This is a genomic window from Pseudomonas sp. NBRC 111123 (assembly GCF_001320205.1).
In the GTDB taxonomy this organism is placed as follows: domain Bacteria; phylum Pseudomonadota; class Gammaproteobacteria; order Pseudomonadales; family Pseudomonadaceae; genus Aquipseudomonas; species Aquipseudomonas putida_J.
This window is the reverse complement of sequence record NZ_BCAZ01000027.1, coordinates 24,411-42,361: the sequence shown is the minus strand read 5'-3', so window position 1 is coordinate 42,361 and position 17,951 is coordinate 24,411. Positions and strand designations below refer to the sequence as shown.

Genomic DNA, 17,951 nt, shown 5'->3' with positions numbered 1-17,951 from the left:
ACAGCGATTCCGCTGTGTAAACAGGTGGTAGTCAACCTCAGTACACCGAGGAAAATGTAAATCATGACCTTTACCCTCAAAACCTACATCGGCCAGCGCGGTGAGCGCTTTTCGCTTCTGTTCAGCTCTGAGGATCCTGGAGTCCCGCTGTTCTACCCTTGCGCATTCATATCTCGACGGGTGAGGGACACAAGCACACATCAAACTCAAACCACCACTCTCAAGGGGATCCAGCGGCTTATTGAATGGGAGCGTGACCGAAAGGTCAGCCTAGAAGGGAAATTAAGCCGGGGCGAAACAATGGCACCCTTTGAGATTGATGACCTAGCTGGCCATGTGCACGGCTGCCGTGACGCAAAAAAAGGTGACGTCATCAGTTCGCAGAAATTCAACGGATACTGGTCAAGCATCTGTAAGTATATCGATTGCAACGCCGAATCGCGTCCACGTCAGCAACACCATGGGCGGCTATTCGAGCAGCATCGTGATCAGCGAGCACTCCGGAGAAACTGGACCTGGCCGCCGCCACGTCGACTCTCTATGCGGGCATCACCCCTACTCGCAGCTCAAGCATGACGGCTTCAAGGACGATGACAAGGCGGACGTGCTTGGCACGGGCGGTCTGAGCCACATGGAAATCAAGTTCGCTAAGGCCACTGAGCGCGGAAATCAGCCTGATCACCCGTTCGGCGAGCAGGCCTGAAGACGCCCGTCGCCAGACCGCGGACCACGTGATCGTGGTCACCGACGCCGAGCAGATGCTGGACCGCACACAGCTATATAAGCCGCTGATGCTGCACTTATAGCACTGCAAACTTCTTTTTCGCTGGATAAGGCTATTCGCGCTTTCGCCTGCTGATTCAACAGGCAGCCAGCTCGAATATGGGTTTTCGATGTATTTGCTGCGCTTTGACCTAGCCTGGGTCGGAAGCGGTTAGTCGCGACCGGCAGCTGTCGACCTATTGGGGTTACTCCAGCGCCCGAATTCACTTAGGCGAATATTTATGAGTACCGTCAATCATGCACCCGCAATCCCCAAACCAGACATTCCAAACGGCTACTGAACCGGTGGTGCTTCAATTTGACATGGCAAGACAGCCTTTTGAGATCAAGCGCATCAAGCCCTCTCAGAGATTTATACACCACGTGAAAAATGTCTTCGCTGACAGCAACCGTCAGTAGTCATATCCTCGTGCCTGCACTTAAGCGAAAGCCGTCGACCAGCAGTTGCAATTCGTCACCAAAGCGCGCGATTTCAACGCTGGCTTGCGCAGTCTTGTCACTGGACCGCGCGCTTTGGTGAGAGGCATCGCGCACCCGCATTACGCTACGATTGATTTGCTCACTTACCGCGCTTTGTTCCTCGGCAGCTGTAGCGATGAACTGGCTCATCTCCTGAATGTTCGATACTCGCTGACTTATACCGCTTAACGCCTCGCCAGCCTTACGTGCGAGCCCGAGCGTTTGATCGGCAAGCTCATGGCCGCCACTCATGACACGCGCCGCGTTCTGCGTGCCTTGATCAATAGCGCTAACTAACGCTTGGATTTCCTCAGTCGAGCGTTGAGTACGCAGCGCTAGACCACGGACCTCGTCGGCTACCACAGCGAAGCCGCGCCCCGCGTCGCCAGCACGGGCAGCTTCGATGGCGGCATTGAGCGCCAGCAAGTTGGTCTGCTCGGCCACTGACTTGATCACATCGAGCACCACGCCAATCTTGCGGCTTTCAGCATTCAGAGTATCAACAGCCAGCGCCGAGTCGTTGACCCCGGCCACCAGTCGTTCGACATGCTCGATGGCGCTGTTGACCACTTGATTGGCCTGCATTACTTCGCAGCTGGCTTCCTGCGCCGCCATAGAGGCCTGCTCGGTATTGCGCGCAACCTCATGTACGGTGGCGGCCATCTCGTTGATCGCCGTGGCTACCTGATCGGTTTCGCTGTTCTGCCGCTCAATGCCGAGCTTGCCCTGTTCGGTGACGACCGATAGTTCGGCCGCAGCCGTGGCGATCCTTGCCACCCCGCCTTGTATCCTGCCTACCAGCGTGCGCAGGCTTTGGGTCATGCTGCCGACCGCGCGCTGCAACTTGCCGATCTCGTCCTCACGGTCGCAATCAAGCTCAAGGCTGAGGTCGCCCGCAGCCACCCTGCTAGCGGCCAGCAGCGTGCGGTTGAGCGGTTCGACGATTTGCCGGGCGATCAGCCAAGCAGCCAGCAGACCGAACAGCAATGCGAGCAAGGTGCCCACCGCGATGGACTGGCGTGCCTGGCCGACATCACGGTCGCGCTTGTCGAGCTGGCTCTGGCGCAGGGCATCGCTGACGCCCTCGATGTGCTCGGTCACCAAAGCCATTTTCGACCGCACCGCCAAGCTGGTATCGATATCGCGGGAGAACGCCACCAGGGTTTTCCGGTAGCTCTGCAAGGTGCCCACCGCCTCGCTGACCGCTGCATGCTGGTTGGCGCCCATGCTGTCGCGCAACGCCTGAGTCTGGGCGATGGCCTCATCGACCGCCTGGAAGGCACCGTCCTTCATGACCTGGTCGTCGCTGACGAAGTAGGCATAGGCGCGAAAACGCGCTTTTACCACCAGCAGGCCTAGTTGCGATAAGCCCTGCATGTATTCCAGGCGCCGCTGCGTATCTGACTCGCCATCTCCAATAATACTGCGTTCGATACGGTCGAAGCCGACAGCCACCTCATTGGTGCGGTCGGTAAGGGCTTTGCGCGCGGCTTCACGGCTATCGAAGGTGCCGACCAGCCCCTTGAAACTCTCGGTATAGGCCTGCACATCCGCGGACAACCGCCCAAGCATTTGCAAGTCTTCTGGCGAAGTGAGGACACCGGCAAGGGTTTCGATCTGGCGCTGGAGGTCGGCGATCAAGGTAAGGACCTTCTCGCGCTCCTGCGCAAGACCCTTGTCCTGATACACCAGGCGCTGGACGCGCAGATCCTTGGCGGCGATCTTCAGTTGCAGGATCGCCAAGGTCTTCTCGCCGCGATCAACCACACTTGCCATGTTCCACCAGGCAATGAACGCCACCAGCAAGGTCATGGACAACACCAGGCCAAAACCGCAAACCAGTTTGTGGCGTATTCCGAGATTGGCAAGCAACCGCTTCATCCGTTTATACATTGTCATTTCCATTGGTTTAGCCATGTGCTAGCCCGGCTGACGCTTGCTCAAGAACCGACTGACTGCCACCGTGAATGCTTCGCTCCCCATGACCCGCGCGAATGCTTGTTCCTCCTGTTCCAGTTGCCCGAACAGCGTGGCCGCGTCGCGGCGCATAAGGCGCTTGACCTCCCCCAGGGCCGGTCGCGGCATGTTGACAAAACGCTCAGCGAGCAGCCGCGTGCGCAGCTCCAGCCGGTCGTCTTCGACCACCCAATTGACCAAGCCCAGCTCCTGGGCGTCTTGCGCGGTCAACGGCTCACCGAGCAGAGCGATTTCCAGCGCCCTACGCAGCCCGACCAGACGCGGCAGATGCCAGGAAATCCCTAGATCACAACTGGCGGCGAGCTTGAGGTAGGCGAAGTCGAAGCGTGCGGAGCGACTGGCGATGATGAAATCGCAAGCCAGCGCGAGGCTCATGCCCGCGCCGGCCGCGACCCCTTGGACGCTGGCGATCACGGGGGCTGGATGCTCCGCCAGCAGGCGCAGTGCCCGGTTCATCGGTCGGATCAACCCGCTCAACACCATCTGCGGACTCTGTTGGAACTCGTTGATGTCACCACCGGCCATGAATGCCCGGCCCTTACCCTGGATAATGATCGCCGCCAGGTCATTGCGGCCCTGCAAGCGCTCACAACTCTCAAGAAAACAGCGAGCGAAATCGCCATCGAAGGCGTTCAGGCTTTGAGGGCGGTTGAACACCAGGCTGACGACACCGGCTTCCTCGACCAGCAACACGGGGGCTTCAGAGTTGGTCATCGGACATCTCCGTCAGCGCCGCGAGAGGCTGGCAGACCCCGAAGATCCATGGTTCGGCGGCCATGCGCGCGTGCTCGTAGCGCTGGATCCGCTGGCGACACAGCAGGCTCTCGCCAATCTCGTCGATGCCTTGGAGCAGGTTCTGCCGGCGCCCTTCCTCCAGTTCAAAGCCCAGATCGAGCTCGGCCAGGGCAAGCGTCTTCGCCTGCACGTCGATGTGCGCGCGCAATCCCGGCGTTGCCTCCACGCGCTGGAACAGGATGTCGATGAGCGATTGCTCCAGGCTCAGCGGCAGCAGGCCGTTGTTGAAGCAGTTGTTGCGGAAGATATCGCCGAAGCTCGGTGCGATGATCACCCGCACGCCAAAGTCGCGCAGCGCCCAGACCGCATGCTCTCGGCTTGATCCACAACCGAAGTTGGCCTGGGCGAGCAGGACGCTACCGCGATTGTAGGGCGTACGATTGAGGATGCAGTCAGGGTTGCGCCGACGACTGGCGGTCGGCGTATCGACTTCCCCCGGATCGAGATAGCGCTCGTCGTCCATGAGAAAGTCGCCGAAGCCGACCGATTCCAGGCTTTTCAGATACTGCTTGGGCAGCAGCACATCGGTGTCGATATTGGCGCGGTTCAACGGAATCACTACGCCGGTGTGACTGGTCAATGCCTTCATCGCTACAAGCTCCCCGGATCGGCCAGTGCCCCGGCCACGGCTGCGGCCGCCGCCAGTGCCGGCGACAGCAGATGAGTACGCCCGCCCTTGCCCTGGCGGCCCTCGAAGTTTCGGTTGGATGTCGCGGCGCAGCGCTCGCCGGCCTCCAGACGGTCGGCATTCATGCCCAGGCACATTGAGCAGCCTGGGTCGCGCCACTCGAAACCAGCTGCTTTGAACACCATGTCCAACCCTTCTTCCTCGGCCTGCTTGCGGACTTTGCCAGAGCCCGGCACTACCAGGGCCTGGCGGACCCGTGGGTGCACCCGGTGTCCGGCAACCACAGATGCCGCGCTGCGCAGGTCCTCGATGCGCGCGTTGGTGCAAGAGCCGATGAATACCTTGTCGATCGGCAAACCCAGCAGGGCCTGGCCCGGTTGCAGGTCCATGTAGCGCAGCGCGCGTTCCCAGTCCTGGCGTTGCAGTGCATCGCGCGCCTGCTCCAGCCTGGGTACATGGCCGGCCAGCGGTACGACCATTTCCGGCGAAGTGCCCCAACTCACCTGGGGCTGAATATCAGCGGCGTCGAACAGCAAGTCGAGGTCGAACAACGCATCAGCATCAGATTGCAGCCCCTGCCAGTACTGGCAGGCCCGGGTCCAGTGCTCGCCGCCTGGCGCCAGCGGACGACCACGCAGATAACGCTCGGTAACCGCGTCGTAGGCAACTAGTCCGACCCTGGCGCCGGCCTCGATGCTCATGTTGCACAAGGTCATGCGCGCCTCCATGGACAGCTCGCGCACCGCCGAACCTGCGAATTCGATGGCATGCCCAGTGCCGCCCGCAGTACCGATGCGCCCGATCACGTACAGGGCCAAGTCCTTGGCGCTGACGCCTGCTGCGAGCCGGCCTTCGATACGAATGCGCAGGTTGCGCTGCTTGCGGCTGCGCAGGGTCTGAGTCGCCAGTACATGTTCGACTTCACTGCTGCCGATGCCATGGGCCAGGGCGGCGAAGGCACCATGCGTGGCGGTATGCGAGTCGCCACACACCAGCGAGCAACCCGGCAGGGTCAGCCCCTGCTCGGGGCCGACCACATGGACGATGCCCTGGCGCACATCGTTGAGGCCGTAAAGGCGCACGCCGAACTCGGCGGCGTTGTCTTCAAGCCTGGCGATCTGCTGCCGGGCAATCGGGTCGTTGACCCCGTCGAGACCGGCCGCACGGTTTTCCGTCGGCACGTTATGGTCGGGGGTGGCCAAGGTGGTATCCAGCCGCCAGGGCGTACGCCCGGCATGGCGCAGGTTGGAAAAGGCCTGCGGCGAGGTCACCTCGTGCAACAGGTGGCGATCGATGTACAGCAGGCTGGAACCATCGGCCAGGTCCGCCACCCAATGGCTGTCCCACAGTTTGTCGTAAAGGGTTTTGCCGGCCATGGTTCAAGCCTCCCCGCGCTGACGGTCACGCTGGCGGCGCAACCAGCTATAGCTACGCCCGCCGAGCGCCACACCGGTCAACTGCTCGACGAAGGGCACGCTGTCGATCAGCCGGTCGAGGTCGATACCGGTGTGCAGCCCCATCGAGTGCAGCATTAGCACCAGGTCTTCTGTGGCCAGGTTGCCGCTGGCTCCCGGCGAGAACGGGCAACCACCAAGGCCACCGATCGAGCAATCGAACTCGCGCACGTCGAACTCCAGGGCTGCGAGCACATTGGCCAAGGCCATGGCCCGGGTGTCATGAAAATGACAGGACAGCGGCAGGTTGGCGGCCACGCTGCGCACTTGCCCCAGCACCTCGCACACCGATGCCGGGTTCGCCGCGCCGATGGTGTCGGCGATGATCACCTTGCCGGCGCCGGCCTCGAGCATTTCCTCGGTTAGCGCGGCAACCACCTTCGCCGGGGTGCGGCCTTCGAACGGGCATTCGAAGGCCACGGCGACATAGGCCCGAGCCTCGATGCCATCCTCGCGGGCCCGTGCCAATACCTGGGCGCTGGCCGCCCGAGCCTGAGCCAGGCTCATGTTGATGTTGCGCTGGTTCATGGTTTCAGTGGCCGACAGCACCACGGCGATGCTGCGTGTTCCCGCCTCGCGGGCCAGCTCGTAGCCACGCATGTTCGGCACCAGGGCGGAATAGCCGATCTCGTCGCGGCGCGGCAAACGCGCCACCAGCTCCGCCGTGCCGGCCATCTGTGGCACCGCCTTCGGCGAGACGAAACTTCCCACCTCGATCGCCTCGACGCCACAGCCCAGCAGGTGTTCGATCAGTGTCAGACGCGCTTCCACCGACAGCGTCTTGCCCTGGCTTTGCAGGCCGTCACGCGGGCCCACTTCGTTGATGATGATGTGTTCGGCCATGACTTAACCCACCACGCCGGCGTTCTTGAGTTGTTCTATACGCTCGCGGTCGAAACCGAGTACTTCCCCGAGCACACGCTCTGTGTGCTGGCCAAGCAGGGGCGGCGGCGAGAAGGCATCGGTGTTGTCGGCGGAAAGCTTGATCGGGTTGCCGGGGGCCTCAAAGTGGCCGCCCTGCGGGTGCTCGATCGAGACCACCATGCGCCGGTGCCGGACCTGCTCGTCGTTGAGCGCCTGGCTCAGCGAGTTGACCGGAGCGCAGGGCACCCGGGCGCGGTCGAGCTGCTCCACCCAGTGGGCGGTCGGCCGGGTTTCCAGGACCTCCTTGAGAATCCCATCGATCAGGATCTTGTCGGCCAGGCGCCCGGGCTGGGTCTTGTATTTCGGATCGCGCAGTACTTCGATGTCCAACAGCTCGACCAGGCTGTCCCAGAAGCCATCGAAAATCACTGCGATGACGATAAAGCCATCGGCCGTCGGGTAGCTGTTGTATGGCACATGAACGAAGTGACCGTTGCCGATAGGGGTTGGATCGATGCCGCTGAGCAGATGCATGGTGGCCATATAGTTGAGCATGCTGATCTGGCAGTCGAGCATGCTGATGTCGACATGCTGCCCGTGGCCCTTGGTGTGCCGGGCCTGCAGGGCGGCGAGAATACCCATCACCGCGAACATACCGCCCCCCAGGTCGCCGATGGGAATACCGGCGCGGATCGGCTGGCTAGCATCGACCCCGGTGATCGACATGCCGCCGCTGATCCCTTGGACTACCTGATCGAAGGCCGGACGACGGTAGTTGGGGCCGTCCTCGCCGAAGCCGGAAATCGAGCAGGTGACGATGCGCGGGTTGACCTGACTGAGATGGGCATGGTCGATCTTCAACTTGCCGGTGACGCCGGCACTGAAGTTATCCAGCACCACGTCCGATTGCCGTACCAGCTCGTAAAACACTTCCAGGCCCTGCTCGCTCTTCAGATCGATGCAGACACTCTGTTTATTGCGGTTGAGGGTGAGGAAATACGCGCCCATGCCGTTCAGCGAGTTGGCCGGGTCCTTGGCCAGCAGGGCTCGGGTGCCCTCCCCGGCCAAGGGTTCGACCTTGATGGTTTCGGCACCGAGGTCGGCCAGCAGCATGCCGCCGTAAGGGCCGGAGAGCATATGGGTGAGATCGAGAATGCGGATGCCATGAAGTGGCTTGGACATGACGAAGTCCTTATGCAAAGTGACGTTGATTGGGTGATCTACAACCCCAGGGCACCGGGGTTGAAACGCTCGTTGGGGTCCAGTGCGCGCTTGATCGCGCGGATGCCGCCAAGTGCGGCCGGGCTGAGTAGATCGGCATAGGGGTAAACCTTGCCGAGCTGGAAGTGGGTGGCGCCGTGGGCGTCGTACAAGGCCACCAGCTCCTTCTTGAACGCGGTGACCCAGGCACGCGCCTCAAGGTTTTCCCCATGCACCGGCAGGCGCGCACGCAAGGCCGGCGACAGGGTCATGTCGTGATAGCTGCCGAGGGCATCCGGCCAGTAGATGCCGACCTCGTACATGAAGGCACCAGGCCCGACGCTTTCGAACATGGCGCCGGTCCATACGCCATGGCGTTGCAGACTGTCCTGATGGCGTTGCAGCAGCGCCTGCAAGTCCTCATGAAAAGCCATGACCGCCGAGTTGGGCAGCACGCCGTGCACCGGCACCCAGCGCTCGCCCTTGGGCCCGACCACGTTGAACATCTTGGCGAATGGCTGGTTGCGGATCACCGTCGGCACACTGTTGGCGACCTCGCTGCCGTGGCCGTCCAAAGCCTCGCGCAAGCGCCTCATTGCTGCATTGACGCTGTAGCGATCGGCGCCTTCGACGATGTAGTGAGCCATGTAGGCGGATTCGCGCAACGCGCGCTCACCGGCCAGGCCCATGCGCAGCAACTGGCGCCCGGCAGCTAGCCAGGACGGCGAGGTGCGCCAGACCTCGCGGGCAATGTCTAAAGTCTCGCGCAGGCTGCGCCCTCGCCGGAGCTGGCCGCGCACCAGGTTGGCATCCATGCCGAAGTGGGTGTCATCGGCCCCGGCCCTTGCTGCGGCGAGCATGCCATCGCGCAATGACTGGAAATCAGCGAAGGCAAACGACGCCGTAGCGTGCTGGGTACCGGCGCGCAACAGCGGCAGGGTAATCCGTGCCTTTATGCCGAACGCGCCACAATCACCGGTGAACAGCCCGGTAATATCTGGGCCGAAGTAACGGTTGACCGGCGCCGCGCCACGCGCCGCCGAGCCGGTGCTGAGCAGCTCACCATCGGCCATCACCACATCCAGCGACAGCACCGACGCAGCGCTGCCACCATAGCCGCCGGTGCCATGGCTGATGCCATGCTGAGCGACCGTGCCACCCACGGTGGCCACCAGCCCCGAGAACGGTCCGCGAAAAGGCGTGCGCAACCCGCGCTCGTCGAGCACGGACTTCAGCGCATCCCAGGTCACCCCGCACTCGACCGTGACGAAGGCGTCCTCCTCGTTGATCTCGACGATACGGTCGAGCCGGCGCAGATCGAACAGCACCGATTCGCGGCGGGTGGGCAGGTAACCGTCGGTATAGGAGGCCCCGCCACCGCGCACGTTGATCGCCAGCCCGGCCTCGGCAACGATCCGGGTCATCCGCTGCAACGCCTGGACCGTGCGCGGCACCAGCACCGCCAGCGGCAGCTCGCGGGCGCGGAAAATGTCGTGGGCGTAGCCGGTCACCCCCGCGCCCTGGATCACATCCGCATCAGCTACCGCAGACACCGCCTGCAGCCACGACGCCGCGACGGACAGGTGGCGGCCCTTCACGCGCTGACCCCCAGCTGCTTCCAGCGCGGCGCCACCGGTGCCGGCAAGTGGGTATCGCGCTCGCAGTTGGCGCGCAGCGTTTCGATATCCGGCCCGCGATTGAACATGGCCAGCTCGCCGCGGTTATCCGCCAGGCTGGCGCGCAGTTGTTCGGTCGCTGCCTCATCCAGCCGGCCCAGGTCATCCACCACCACGCCGTAGGCGCGGGCACCCTCGACACTGACCAGGCCCTGGCGCACTTCCTTGGCCACCAGTTGCGCGTCCCGTTGCAGGGCATCCCCCCAGCCACCGGCACCCCAGGTGACGAAATGCAGGCAATCGCCCGGCTGCACGAGGATGTCGTCGCACTTGGCCGGCAGGTACTCTTCGCTACCGTCGGCGCGGACCATCAGCTTCCATGAGCGCTGCGCCGGTTCACCGCCGTTCACGCCCCACGGCGGCACGAACCAGCGGTCGTCGTGAATGGCGATACGCCCTTCGGCGAGGAAGCAGTAGGTCATGCGGATGCCGTTGCCGCCCCTGAACAGGCCGGCACCACCCGAATCAGCCACGGTTTCGTAGCGTTCGATGCGCAGCGGAAAGTAGTTTTCCAGGAATTCGTTGGGCACGTTGGTGAAACCCGGCCACAAGGAATGGCCGTCCGGCCCGTCGCCGAACGGACGCCCCGGAATACCGCCAAAGCCGATCTGGAACAGTTGGAACCACTCGCCGTGGGCGTCGTAGCCGGAGTACATCAGGTGCGGCGAGCTGGAGAAGCCAGCAGCATTGAGAAACTCTGGCGAACGCTGGCCAAGCAAGGCGCCAAGCACGTCGAAGATCCGCCCCAGGGCATGGGTGCGGCAAGACAGCGCGGCCGGGAAGTCGGGCTTGAGCAGCGAGCCCTGGGGAATGCGCACCTCGACCAGCTCGTAAAAACCGTCGTTGATGAGGATCTGCGGGTCGAAGACCATGATCATGTAAATGCCGAAGAACATCTTCAGCATGTTTTCGTTGAGGTAGAAGTTGATCGACGAGGCCGACTGCGGATCGGTGCCGGCGAAGTCGAGGATCACCCGGTCGCCGTCGCGCTGCAGAGTGCAGCGGATCTTGAACGGGCCGGCGCCGACACCGTCGTCGCACAGGTAGTCCTCGAACGACACCGGCTCCTCGCCGATCGAATTGCGGATCAACTGGCGCATGGCCCGCAGGTTGCGCTCCAACAGCAGGTCCAGCGCGCTGTCGAAAACATCCACGCCAAAGCGCTGGCACAGCTCCACCACGCGCCGCCCGGCCACCCGGCACGAGGCGACCAGGGCATGCAGGTCGGCTTTGAACCACTCCGGCATGCGCGACTGGGCCGCGGCGATACGCACGATGTCGGCCTGCAGCTCGCCGCGCTTGTACAGCTTGACCGGCGGCAGGCGGAAGCCTTCCTCGAAGATCGAGCTGGCATTGGTCGGCAGCGAACCGGGGACCTTGCCGCCGACGTCGGTCATATGGCCGAACATTGCCGACCAGGCCACCAGGCGCCCGTCGAGGAACACAGGAACAATCACCAGTTGGTCATTCAGGTGGCTGACCGCGCCGGCACAGGAGTACGGATCGTTGAGCAGAATCACGTCGCCCTCTTCGATCTCGCCGTCATAGGCATCGAGGAAGCCGCCGATGAACGAGCCAAATTGGCCCACCACCATGCGTCCGCGGCGGTCGGCGATCAGCGGGAAGGCATCGCCCTGCTCGCGGATGCCGGGCGACATGGCGGTGCGCGCCAGGGTCGCGTCCATTTCGTTGCGCGCATTGCGCAGGGCGTTCTCGAGAATATCGAGGGTGACCGGGTCGACGTCGGCGCGGCCAAAGGGTGTGGCATTGGTTTCGATAATGCGTGCGGTCATGGTCTGCGCCTCAAGCCGGATTGATCAGGATGTTGCCGAATGCATCGACGCGACCGATGTGGTCGGCCAAGATCACCGTGGTCGAGTCCATCTCGCTAACGATGGCCGGGCCATGGATGCAGTCGCCCGCACGCAGCCGGGAACGGTCGTAGATCACCGCCGGGCGGAAGCCGCCATCAACCCACATCTGGTGGTCCCGCACCTTCGCTTCGCGGGGATCGCCATTACCTTGCGGCAGCTCGCGGGACGGCAATGCCAGCGCCTTGCCCAGCGCCACGGCACGCAGGTTGACCAGTTCCAGCTCGGCCTCCATGCGGAAGGCGAACAGTTTTTCGTGCGCCGCATGGAAGGCGTCGGCCAGCTGTGCGAGGCCCTGCCCGTTGGCGAAGTCGTCCTGATGCACGGCCAACGGCACTTCAAAGGCCTGGCCGTGGTAGCGCACGTCGGCTTCGCAGCGCAGCTCGATGTCCTCGGCGGCGACACCATCGCCCATTAGCTTGCCCTTGACCTGATCAAGCATCTGCCCGAGCAGTTCGGCGATCTGTGCGTCCTCCGAAGCGGAGAAGCGCCGTGAATAGGAGCGTGCGGTTTCCGTTCGCATCCGTGTGGTGGCATCGCCCAAGGCGCAGAGCACGCCGGGAGACACCGGCGAAACCGCCGGCCAGGCGCCAGAGAGCTTGCTCACCGCGTTGACGTGCAACGGGCCGGCACCGCCAAAGCCCATCAGAGCGAAATCACGGGGGTCATAGCCCTGCTGCACGGAGATCATGCGCAGCGCACCGAACATGTTCTCGTTGACAATATCGATGATCCCGCGCGCTGCTTCGTATACATCCACGCCCAGAGCTTCGGCGACCTTCGCCACCGCAGCATGAGCGGCTTCGCGGTCGAGCTTGAAGGCGCCCCCCAGAAGGTTTTCCGGTAAGTAGCCCAGTACCACGTTGGCATCGGTCACCGTCGCCTCGGTGCCACCACGGCTATAGCACACCGGCCCAGGCACCGCGCCGGCGGACTCCGGGCCGACGCGAAGAGCACGGGTCAGCTCGGGAACGCGGGCAATCGAGCCGCCGCCTGCACCGACAGTCTTCACATCCAGAGCAGAAACCCGCACCGCTAGGTGCCCCACTTCGGTGGTACGTGCCAGGCGCGGCTCAAGGTTCTCGATGAGTGCCACATCGGTGGAGGTGCCGCCGACATCCAGGGTCAGGATGTTCTTCAACCCGGCGTTGCCCGCCACCCAGAGAGCGCCAGTGACACCGCCCGCCGGCCCGGACATTAGCAACGATACCGGATAGTCCTCGGCAGCCTCCGAGGACATCAAGCCGCCATCAGAACGTAACAGGGCAAACTGCGCGCCCATACCGAGGGCTTTCAGCTGTGCCCGCAGGTTGCGGATATAGCGCCCGACCACCGGTCGCACACTGGCGTTGGCCACGGTGGTCAATGTGCGCTCGTACTCCTGCATTTCCGGCAGGACCTGGTGCGACAGCGACACCGGCACCCCCGGCAAAATCTCTGCCGCCAGTTCGCCAACACGCAGTTCATGGGCGCCGTTGACGTAGGCGTTGATCAGCGACACGGTCAGAGCCTCGACCTTTCGCGTCTTGAGCACCTCGAGCTGGGCGCGGATGTTCGCCTCGTCCAGCGGCCGTACCTGTTTCCCGTCGGCGCCCATGCGACCGAGCACTTCGACCGTATCTTCCAGTGCCGCCAAAGGTTCTGGCTTGGGCCAGACGATCCACGCCGCCAGGCCGCCTGGCACCAGCGAACGGGCGATCTGCATCACCTGCCGATAGCCCTCGGTGACCATCAGGCCAACCCGCGAGCCCTTGCCTTCGAGCACCGCGTTGGTGGCTACGGTCGTGCCATGCAAAAACACCTCGATCGCCGACGGCTGAATCTCGGCCTTGTCGCAGATCGCCTTGACGCCAGTGACGATGCCCTCGGAAGAGTCATGTGGGGTCGAAGGCGTCTTGTGCCGCCAAAATCGCCCATCCGCGTCGTCGAACAGCAGCAGGTCCGTGAAGGTCCCGCCAACATCTACACCCAATCGATATGCCATGTTGAATCCGCCAGCTTGGTCTTGTTCGTGGCCTCATCTTGCAAGCCCGACGCGGCCCCGGCGAATGCAGCTGCGGCTTTATCCGCTGTTCGGTTTTCTGCCTTGGCGGGCGGCTGAAACCGGCAAATTGCAAATAAAAAAAGCCCGGGATATCCCGGGCAAAATGGTGGAGCAGGAGAACTTCAGCTCAGCGTCTGGCTACGTTCGCGTTCAACCGCCTCGCGGAATCTGGGCAGCAGCAAGGTAAAGCACAGGGCCGCAAGCAACGCTCCGCTCACCCCGACGATCGCCGCCGAATAGCCGACCGCGGCCTTGTCCTGGAACACATAATCGGTCAACACACCGGTCATGGTCGGGCCCACGGTCAGGCCGACGATATTGATCCCCAACAGATAGAACGCCGAGATCATCGCCCGCTGGCCGTTCGGCGTGATCAGTTGCAAGGCGGCCGGCCCAGCGCCGTAGGCGAACGCACCGAAGAACAAGATCACCGACAGCACCAACGATGCCAACCAGACATTGGGCATGAACGGGAACAGGGCCAGCGGCAGCAGCAGGCCGAAACCGGCGATGCAGGCCACGCGCACCGTACCGTCGACTTTGCCGCGCTGTTGCAGGCGATCGGCGAGCAGGCTGCCGGTGATCAGGCCGGCCGAGCAGAACACCATCATCAGGATGCCGACCGTATAGGCGCCCTGTGCCGGCGTCAGACCCAGGACCCGGGAGAGAAACGGTCGGGCCCAGAGCAAGGTTACGTTGAACGGGATGGACAGCATGGCAAAACCGCAGAAATGCAGGAGGTACGCCGGGCAGTGGCGCATGAACTGCTGGCGGAAGGTCGGCCCGCAACGCTTGCCGTCCTCGAGCACGGCCTTATCTGAGCGGCGCTTGGGCTCTGCCACGGTAAGCGCCAGCAAGGCTACGAACAGCCCCGGCAAACCGACCACGATGAATACCAATTGCCAGGAACGGATCTCGCCCAGCAGCGGTACGATCACCGTCGGCGAAGCACCCACCGCCTGGACCACAAGGCCGCCAATCAACAGCGCAAGCCCGCCACCGAAGAACATTGCCACCGAGTAGGCGCCGAGGGCGAAACTGCGTTTGTTCGGCGGGAAGTAATCGCCGATCAACGAGTAGCTGGCCGGCGACAGGCCGGCCTCGCCGATTCCCACACCGACACGGGCGGCGAACAACTGGCCGAACGTCTTGGTCAGCCCGCACGTGGCGGTGGCCAGGCTCCAGAAGGTGATGCTCGCGGCGATCAGTTTCTTGCGGCTGACTCGGTCGGCTACATAGCCCAACGGTACCCCCAGACCGACGTAGAAGATCACGAAGGCCAAGCCGTGCAACAGCGCCAACTGGCTATCGTTGATCTGCAGGTCTCGCTGGATCGGCTCGACCAGGATGGTCAGGATCACCCGATCGACATAGGAGAATGTATAGGCGATGAACAGCACCGCCACGGCATACCAGCCGCTTTTCACGCTGGGCCAGTCCGCTTCTTCGCTCGCTCGGGTTGGCACGGCTAGCTCTTCTTTTATTGTCATTTTCAACAGCCTCGTTGGGTTCGCAGAAGGAAGATGGCCGGCATGGCCATCGGTCACTGGCAGAACGCATAATCGTGGCCCCCGTAAGAACCACAATGCTCTTGTTATTGTTTTACAAAGGCCTGTCACTGTGCCGCGTACCACTCCCTGAGTACTGTCTTGAGCACCTTACCGTTGGCATTGCGCGGCAAGGCCTCGATGCTGACGAAGGTCTTCGGCACTTTGTACGGTGCCAGCTGGCTGCGACAGAATCGCTCCAACGCCTCGTTGTCGAGCGACGCGCCAGGCGCGAGCACGAGGCACGCCGCGAGCAACTCGCCCCACTGAGCATCCGGGACGCCAATCACCGCCGATTCCACCAGCCCGGGATACTCGTCGAGCACCTGCTCCACTTCACGCGGATAGATGTTGATGCCGCCGCTGATGACCATGTCCTTCTTGCGGTCGACGATGTACAAGTAGCCCTCGTCGTCACGCAGCGCCATGTCACCGACGCTGACCCAGCCGTCGCGGAAGGCGTCCTCTGTCGCCTGAGGCTTGCCCCAGTAGCCGCTGAACAGGAATGGCGAGAGACTGAACAGCTCGCCGACTTCGCCGGGGCCGACTTCGTTGCCCTGTTCGTCCAGCAGGCGTACCGTATTGGCGACAAAGGGCTGGCCGACGCAGTTGACCTTGCGCAGCTGATCCTGGGGCCGCAGGTTGGTGACGATACCCGCCTCGGTGGAACCATAGGTTTCGTGCAGCAGGCCGTCGCCGAAGTAGCTGACGATGCGCTCCTTGATACTCTGCGGCAGCGGCGCGGCGTTGGCGATGATGCCGCGCAGGCGATTGCCACGGTAGCCTTCGAGCACTTCGGCGGGTAGTGAGAAGATCGCGTGATAGTGAGTCGGCACGGTAAACATGCCGGTTACCCGCCCAGAATGCACAGCGGCGAGCACCGCCTCGGCGTCGAACTTCTCCATGATCTCGGTGGTGCCGCCGACGAACACGCAGGCCATGGCATAGGCCAGGCCGGCACCATGGCACATCGGCGCGAAGGCGAGGAAATGGTCGTCCGGCGAGAAGATTCCGTACTCTGCAGCATAGGCCAGGAAGCCCATGGCCCGCGAGCGGTGCGATAGCATCACGCCCTTTGGCTTGCCAGTGGTGCCGGAGGTGTAGGGAATCGAAAAGCTGTCCCATTCGTTAACGGGGCGCTGCACGAAATGCGCCGAAGCCGATGCCTTGAAGGCACGATAAGGCTCGCCCAGCTCGATGACATGCTCAACCGTTTCGAACAAACTGCGCTCGATGCCGCCGAGGCAGGTAGCCTGGACGAACAGCACCCGTACTTGGGCATCGTTGCAGATATCCGCCAGTTCCTTGCCCGTCAGCTTGGGATTGGGCGTGACCACCGCCGCGCCCAGGTCGGAAACCCCGGCAACAATTTCGATGTAGTCCAGACAGTTGAAGGCGATGATCGCCGCGTTCTGCCCCGACCGCAGGCCGAGACTCTCGACGGCATTGGCAACTTGATTCATCCCTTCGACCAAAGCCTGATACGAGCGTGTTTCCCCGCTGCAGATCAGCGCGGTCTTGTCCGGCTGGCGCGCCGCCGCGCTGCGAATACCGCTGGATACGGTCAGCGCGCGAAAGCCGGGCGGCAGGCCGAGAGCTTGCATGTCGGCGCCGCTCATAGTTTGAACACCTTCATGGCGGTATCGCGCATGATCTTCTGCATTGCCCCAGGGCGGAAGTCGTGATCGCGCATTTCAGCGACCGCGCGTTCCGGATCGATCACCGGCCAGTCGGTGCCGAACATCACTTTGTCCTGGCCGTAGCTGTCCATGTAGTGAACCAGGCTTGGCGACAGGTACTTGGGTGCATAGGCATCGATGCCGATATAGACATTGGCGTGTTTCCAGGCCATGGCGATCATCTCGTCGGTCCACGGCACGCCGATATGAATGCCGAGCAGGCGCAGCTCCGGGAAGTCGATGGCGATCTGATCCAGCAGGATTGGCCGTGCCACGCTCGGCAGGCGCACGTCCTTCTGGTAGATCAGGTTCTGCCCGACTTGCATCATCAGCGGTATATCGAGTTCGCAGCACTTGGCGTAGTAGGGATAGTAGAGCGCCTGGTCGGGAGCCAGCTTGAACCAGTGCGGGTACAGGTGGGCACCGACGAAGCCGAGGTCGTTGACCGCATGCTCCAGGTCGCGCAGACCTTGCATGCCACGGAACGGATCGACCCCGGCCAGTCCGGAAAAGCGGTCCGGGTGCTTGCGGCACCACTGAGCGACCTGCTCGTAGGGGATCTCGAACGAGCCCTTCATGCGCTGGTCACCCGCCCGCACCGCGATCAGCAGCGAACGCTCAACTCCGGCGCGGTCCATTTTCTTCAGGTAGTCATCGATGCTGACGCCACCCTTCATCGACTCAGGCATGCGCACCTGGGTGGTGAAGTTTTCGTCGAAGCCTGTCTGCTGGTTGCGAACCTCCTCGGGGGTAAAGAGATTCACGACGATATCAATGTAACCACTCATTGTTGTTGAACTCCTGGCGATGATCCACGTTCACTGAAATCAGTTCGGGATCATCATGCAGAGCCATCGGCCCACCCCGTCAGCACAACCTTTGCGGTTATCCGTAGCGCGGTTATTTGCCCCGCAAAGCGCGCGCTTTATCCATCTGCCGGACAAATCCGCGGCACGGATTGCCGATTGGCCGCG

General features: G+C 62.8%; 11 protein-coding genes and 3 pseudogenes. 1 reads left to right on the top strand and 13 read right to left on the bottom strand.

All coding sequences use genetic code 11. The features are described 5' to 3' along the window. Positions 1 to 415: 415 nt before the first annotated feature. Positions 416 to 761: pseudogene (locus APH27_RS26430) on the top strand (NAD(P)-dependent alcohol dehydrogenase); the annotation flags it as partial. A 564-nt stretch (positions 762 to 1,325) separates the two neighbouring features. On the opposite strand, the pseudogene APH27_RS27175 reads toward APH27_RS26430, so the two are convergent. From APH27_RS27175 to APH27_RS15070, 13 genes and pseudogenes are all read right to left on the bottom strand, one after another. Further along, positions 1,326 to 2,064: pseudogene (locus APH27_RS27175) on the bottom strand (methyl-accepting chemotaxis protein); the annotation flags it as partial. Continuing rightward, positions 2,059 to 3,018: pseudogene (locus APH27_RS27170) on the bottom strand (methyl-accepting chemotaxis protein); the annotation flags it as partial. The pseudogenes APH27_RS27175 and APH27_RS27170, both read right to left, overlap by 6 nt. A gap of 144 nt (positions 3,019 to 3,162) precedes the next feature. Beyond that, a complete protein-coding gene (locus APH27_RS15120; RefSeq protein ID WP_060485232.1) occupies positions 3,163 to 3,933 on the bottom strand; it encodes an enoyl-CoA hydratase/isomerase family protein in 771 nt (256 codons plus the stop codon). Further along, positions 3,920 to 4,603 (bottom strand): 3-isopropylmalate dehydratase small subunit, encoded by a 684-nt coding sequence (gene leuD / locus APH27_RS15115; protein ID WP_060485231.1) that lies wholly within the window; start codon positions 4,601 to 4,603, stop codon positions 3,920 to 3,922. The genes APH27_RS15120 and leuD overlap by 14 nt, the downstream gene beginning before the upstream one ends. Before the next feature lie 2 nt (positions 4,604 to 4,605). Next, a complete protein-coding gene (gene leuC / locus APH27_RS15110) occupies positions 4,606 to 6,018 on the bottom strand; it encodes a 3-isopropylmalate dehydratase large subunit (protein WP_060485230.1) in 1,413 nt (470 codons plus the stop codon). Between the two features lie 3 nt (positions 6,019 to 6,021). After that, a complete protein-coding gene (locus tag APH27_RS15105) occupies positions 6,022 to 6,939 on the bottom strand; it encodes a hydroxymethylglutaryl-CoA lyase (protein ID WP_060485229.1) in 918 nt (305 codons plus the stop codon). A gap of 3 nt (positions 6,940 to 6,942) precedes the next feature. Beyond that, the gene (locus APH27_RS15100; RefSeq protein WP_060485228.1) at positions 6,943 to 8,142 is read right to left on the bottom strand and encodes a CaiB/BaiF CoA-transferase family protein; all 1,200 of its coding nucleotides are present in this window, start codon (positions 8,140 to 8,142) and stop codon (positions 6,943 to 6,945) included. 38 nt (positions 8,143 to 8,180) lie between these two features. Further along, on the bottom strand, positions 8,181 to 9,758 hold the full coding sequence (locus APH27_RS15095) for an FAD-binding oxidoreductase (RefSeq protein ID WP_060485227.1): 1,578 nt from the start codon (positions 9,756 to 9,758) through the stop codon (positions 8,181 to 8,183). Next, entirely contained in the window at positions 9,755 to 11,629 is a 1,875-nt protein-coding gene (locus tag APH27_RS15090; RefSeq protein WP_060485226.1) for a hydantoinase B/oxoprolinase family protein, read from the bottom strand. The genes APH27_RS15095 and APH27_RS15090 overlap by 4 nt, the downstream gene beginning before the upstream one ends. Before the next feature lie 10 nt (positions 11,630 to 11,639). Further along, positions 11,640 to 13,691: a hydantoinase/oxoprolinase family protein gene (locus tag APH27_RS15085; RefSeq protein ID WP_060485225.1), complete on the bottom strand. Its 2,052-nt coding sequence runs from the start codon at positions 13,689 to 13,691 to the stop codon at positions 11,640 to 11,642. A 182-nt stretch (positions 13,692 to 13,873) separates the two neighbouring features. Next, positions 13,874 to 15,217 (bottom strand): MFS transporter, encoded by a 1,344-nt coding sequence (locus APH27_RS15080; RefSeq protein WP_060485224.1) that lies wholly within the window; start codon positions 15,215 to 15,217, stop codon positions 13,874 to 13,876. A gap of 149 nt (positions 15,218 to 15,366) precedes the next feature. After that, entirely contained in the window at positions 15,367 to 16,917 is a 1,551-nt protein-coding gene (locus APH27_RS15075) for a class I adenylate-forming enzyme family protein (RefSeq protein ID WP_060485223.1), read from the bottom strand. Next, positions 16,914 to 17,765 carry an amidohydrolase family protein gene (locus APH27_RS15070; protein ID WP_060485222.1) on the bottom strand — a complete coding sequence of 284 codons (852 nt, stop codon included), beginning with the start codon at positions 17,763 to 17,765 and terminating at the stop codon, positions 16,914 to 16,916. Before APH27_RS15070 ends, APH27_RS15075 begins: the two co-directional genes overlap by 4 nt. Positions 17,766 to 17,951 lie beyond the last annotated feature (186 nt).

What these genes read in the sequence shown, in the direction of transcription:
- APH27_RS15085 (WP_060485225.1), bottom strand. Translation starts at nt 13,691, where the DNA reads ATGGCATATCGATTGGGTGTAGATGTTGGCGGGACCTTCACGGACCTG.
- APH27_RS15120 (WP_060485232.1), bottom strand. Translation starts at nt 3,933, where the DNA reads ATGACCAACTCTGAAGCCCCCGTGTTGCTGGTCGAGGAAGCCGGTGTC.
- APH27_RS15070 (WP_060485222.1), bottom strand. Translation starts at nt 17,765, where the DNA reads ATGAGTGGTTACATTGATATCGTCGTGAATCTCTTTACCCCCGAGGAG.
- APH27_RS15090 (WP_060485226.1), bottom strand. Translation starts at nt 11,629, where the DNA reads ATGACCGCACGCATTATCGAAACCAATGCCACACCCTTTGGCCGCGCC.
- leuC (WP_060485230.1), bottom strand. Translation starts at nt 6,018, where the DNA reads ATGGCCGGCAAAACCCTTTACGACAAACTGTGGGACAGCCATTGGGTG.
- leuD (WP_060485231.1), bottom strand. Translation starts at nt 4,603, where the DNA reads ATGAAGGCATTGACCAGTCACACCGGCGTAGTGATTCCGTTGAACCGC.
- APH27_RS15100 (WP_060485228.1), bottom strand. Translation starts at nt 8,142, where the DNA reads ATGTCCAAGCCACTTCATGGCATCCGCATTCTCGATCTCACCCATATG.
- APH27_RS15105 (WP_060485229.1), bottom strand. Translation starts at nt 6,939, where the DNA reads ATGGCCGAACACATCATCATCAACGAAGTGGGCCCGCGTGACGGCCTG.
- APH27_RS15075 (WP_060485223.1), bottom strand. Translation starts at nt 16,917, where the DNA reads ATGAGCGGCGCCGACATGCAAGCTCTCGGCCTGCCGCCCGGCTTTCGC.